At 45.0% G+C, this 3,548-nt stretch carries 4 protein-coding genes; all 4 read left to right on the forward strand.

The features are described from left to right. Positions 1–1,157: response regulator (locus tag H6F50_RS08270; protein WP_199292050.1), on the forward strand; the 1,157-nt coding region annotated here is incomplete at its 5' end. An 84-nt stretch (positions 1,158–1,241) separates the two neighbouring features. Then, the gene (locus tag H6F50_RS08275; RefSeq protein WP_242028940.1) at positions 1,242–1,679 is read left to right on the forward strand and encodes a DUF4864 domain-containing protein; all 438 of its coding nucleotides are present in this window, start codon (positions 1,242–1,244) and stop codon (positions 1,677–1,679) included. 93 nt (positions 1,680–1,772) lie between these two features. Then, positions 1,773–2,381, forward strand: coding sequence for a cytochrome b/b6 domain-containing protein (locus H6F50_RS08280; RefSeq protein ID WP_190428272.1), 609 nt, complete (start codon positions 1,773–1,775; stop codon positions 2,379–2,381). A 160-nt stretch (positions 2,382–2,541) separates the two neighbouring features. Next, positions 2,542–3,249 (forward strand): molybdopterin-dependent oxidoreductase, encoded by a 708-nt coding sequence (locus H6F50_RS08285; RefSeq protein WP_190428274.1) that lies wholly within the window; start codon positions 2,542–2,544, stop codon positions 3,247–3,249. Positions 3,250–3,548: the final 299 nt, after the last annotated feature.

A 3,548-nucleotide genomic window follows, 5' to 3' on the forward strand; every position in this document is an offset into this window, starting at 1 on the left:
TTGACGGGAAGCGAATCAGGATTAGGGGAAATCTCAAAGTGAACATTCTGCTAGTGGAAGATGATGAGCGTTTGGCACAAGCTCTCACCAAAACCCTCAGCGATCGCAATTATGTAATTGACCGGGCAACCGATGGGCAAGCAGGCTGGCAATTCGCACGGGCTGGTACCTATGACTTGATTTTGCTAGATGTGATGCTGCCCACACTCGATGGCATCAGTCTTTGTCAGCGGCTACGTTCTTTAGGGCGGCTGATGCCGATTCTCTTATATGCTGCCCATGAAATTGATGGCGATAAAGTCATCGCACTGGATGCTGGTGCAGATGATTATGTCGTCAAACCCTTTGATTTAGAAGAAGTGGCGGCTCGTGTCCGTACTCTCCTTTGTCATTGCTGTTTATTAAAACCGCCGATTCTGAAGAATGGCAGCTTGGGTCTTGACCCGCCTACCTTAGAAGGACGCTATGAAGGGCAAAATCTGCATCTCACCCCCAAACAGTATGCGCTGCTAGAACTGTTTGTGCGCTGTCCGGATCAAGTATTTAGCCGCAGCGAGCTTCTAGAACACCTGTGGTCGTTTGAGCAACCACCCGCGGAAGAAACAGTCCGATCTCACATTAAAGGGTTGCGGCAAAAACTCAGAGCCGCAGGCGCTCCCACCGATCTGATTGAGACGGTTTATGGGTTAGGATATCGCCTCAACCCAGCTCGATCTCATCCTCCCGTCCGGGGGGTATCCTCCGCCTCAAACCAGCCGCCAACGGCTGCTCAAACGCAGGCAGCAGTGGCGAAAGTTTGGGAGCGCTTGCAAGGAGAGATTATCTCCCGAATAGATGTTGTTGAAGAGGCAACCACTGCCTTATTGAGAGACGAATTGGGGTTGGAGGAGCGCCACCGAGCAGTTTGGGCAGCTCACAAGCTGGCGGGTTCTTTAGGGATGTTTGGCTTTCCTTGGGGTTCTCAACTGGCTCGTCAGCTTGAACATAGCTTTCAACCAGAGACGCCATTAGATCGGGACATAGCACAACACTTGTGCGAATTAGTAGCGGATCTCCGATGCGAACTGCGGCAGCCTCCAGCAATCGGGCGGAAAATTCGCTCGGTGTCGGTGGATGTAGAAATGCAAGATAGATTGTCTCAGATTAAATCTGGTTGATTGACCCTAACGGAGTTCTTGGCTCATTCCAATCCGGCTTGCTAACCCAGACTAAAATCTCCGATAAGTCAAAATAATTTTCAGATGCGTTGCGTCCGTTGTTTCCTGAAATTCTTGCTGGCTTTTTTCCCGCTCACCTTACCCGTTAAAGCTCAACAAATGGAAGTAACTGATAGCGATCGCCTGATTATCCGTTCTGTGATTTCTAGCCAGATGGAAGCGTTTCAGAAAGACGATGCTGAAGGTGCTTTCTCCTTTGCTAGCTCAGAAATTCAAGCTCAATTTGGGACGCCAGACAATTTTTTGAGGATGGTGAAAGCTGCTTATCAACCAGTTCATCGTCCTCGTTCCGTAATGTTTGAGAATATGACCACAATTGAAGGATTCCCGGCTCAGCAAGTGCTGCTACTCGATCGAGATGGGAATTTGATCAGGGCACTTTATCTGATGAAAAAGCAATCTCAGGGTAAATGGAAAATTACTGGGTGTTATTTAGTGCCAGTAAAAGGGGAAACGGTTTAAATAGAAAATTGGTAAGAAGAGTTTTGAGTTTTGAGGTGAGAAGATAGTGTTTAAGATGAAATCAAAAAAATCTAAATTTCTCGTTATAAATCTATGAGTTCGTCTATTTCCTCCCAAACACCTCGCCCCCCACTGCTACCGACACAAGCTTTGGCGGCAAAATCATTTCACTGGATCAACATTATTAGCTTGCTTTTAATGATTACCAGCGGACTACAGATTTACAACGCCAATCCGGTTTTTGGCGGACGCGGTGGTTGGCATTTTCCACCCTTGTTTTTGCTAGGCGGCTGGCTTGCTGGAGGTAGACATTGGCATTTTGCTGCCATGTGGCTATTTTCTCTAAATTTAGTTTGGTACGGGATTTATATTTTGGTCACGCGGCGCTGGAGACATCGATTTGTAAGTGAGAAGGATGTGAAGGCACTGCAATTGAGTCAGAACCCCAAGCGCATTGCTTATGCTTGGCATCGAATTGCTTACACCGCGATTATTCCGATTTTACTGCTCGCTTTGCTCAGCGGACTGGGAATGTATAAACCAGCTCAGTTTCACTGGATTGTTGATTTATTTGGCGATTGGCAAGCATTGCGAATTGTTCATTTTATGAGTGTGCCAACTGTCATACTCTTTGCAATGGTTCACTCTTGGCTAGCTCTTAAAGTAGGAGGTTCTCGGTTAATTGATTCTATGTTCTGGTAGCGGTATTTTATAATGAGCCATAGGTTGGCTTGAGCGATCGCAAAACTCAACCTTAATTTAGCGTGCGTCCATCAAGATGAGCCTACTAAATTTCTCATAGTTAGCTTTTAAAGTAGGAATTTTCCGTTTAATTAATTTTATATTTTTCTAGAGGTATTGTATGGGCTTGATTCAAGTTCCCCGTCGCAGATTTCTGCAATTATCAGGACTTTCTAGTATTAGTTTACTTCTGGGGGGTTGTGCGTTCAGTGTGTTTGAGGGAATTGCAGGTAAAGCTTTTGAACCCCTCAACCAAAGTATTGAAGAGTTACTGCTAAATCCTCAAAAACCTGTACCTGAATTTCCTGCTAGTCAGATTGAGCCAGATGCTTTAATTATTAATACATTTGACTTTACGCCACAAATAGACCCTGTTGCGTTTCGCCTAAAGGTGAATGGCGAGGTTAATAACCCTCTCAGCCTGAGTATGGCGGATATTCAGCAAATGCCTTTATCCTCAATGACAATTCGCCATGTCTGCGTCGAAGGTTGGGCGGCAATTGTGCAATGGGGTGGAATCCAATTGCGGGAAATTGTATCTCTGGCTCAGCCAAAAGCGAATGTCCGTTATGCTTATTTTAAGTCAGCAGATGGTTACTACGAAAGCTGGGATATCGCTTCTGCGTTGCATCCCCAAACTCTCATGGCGTATCAAAAAAATAGTCAACCTTTATCGGTTGAAAATGGTGCCCCTCTACGTCTAGCCTCCCCGATTAAACTCGGATACAAGCAAAGCAAATGGGTGACAAACATTACGCTAGTTAGCGATTTGTTACCTTATAAGGGCTATTGGGAAGATCAAGGTTATGAATGGTTCGCAGGGCTATAGTTGCAGCCTGCGCTTTCACACTTCAATTTTTATCTTGATTTTTCTCTGATAACTTGTATACGAATGGTAGATGCAGGCTCTGGTAGTTATTCCAAAGCTATTTTCAAAGCCATAAAATAACTATGTATAGCAAGATTGAGAATTCCCGAATCATACTTCAATCAAAAAATATCAATCTTGAGCCACGCGATCGCGTTCTTTGATCTCATTGCATTGAAAGTGTAGGGGAGTCTCTGATACTCCCCTACTGACGAGGCGTATACTACTTACCTGTCGTCTATTACAACGCAATTTTCACT

Origin of the sequence: Coleofasciculus sp. FACHB-712, assembly GCF_014695635.1 — a bacterium.
Taxonomy (GTDB): domain Bacteria; phylum Cyanobacteriota; class Cyanobacteriia; order Cyanobacteriales; family FACHB-T130; genus FACHB-T130.

Excerpts from the sequence above, each read along its gene's own strand:
- H6F50_RS08275 (WP_242028940.1), top strand. The coding sequence starts at position 1,242 with ATGCGTTGCGTCCGTTGTTTCCTGAAATTCTTGCTGGCTTTTTTCCCG.
- H6F50_RS08280 (WP_190428272.1), top strand. The coding sequence starts at position 1,773 with ATGAGTTCGTCTATTTCCTCCCAAACACCTCGCCCCCCACTGCTACCG.
- H6F50_RS08285 (WP_190428274.1), top strand. The coding sequence starts at position 2,542 with ATGGGCTTGATTCAAGTTCCCCGTCGCAGATTTCTGCAATTATCAGGA.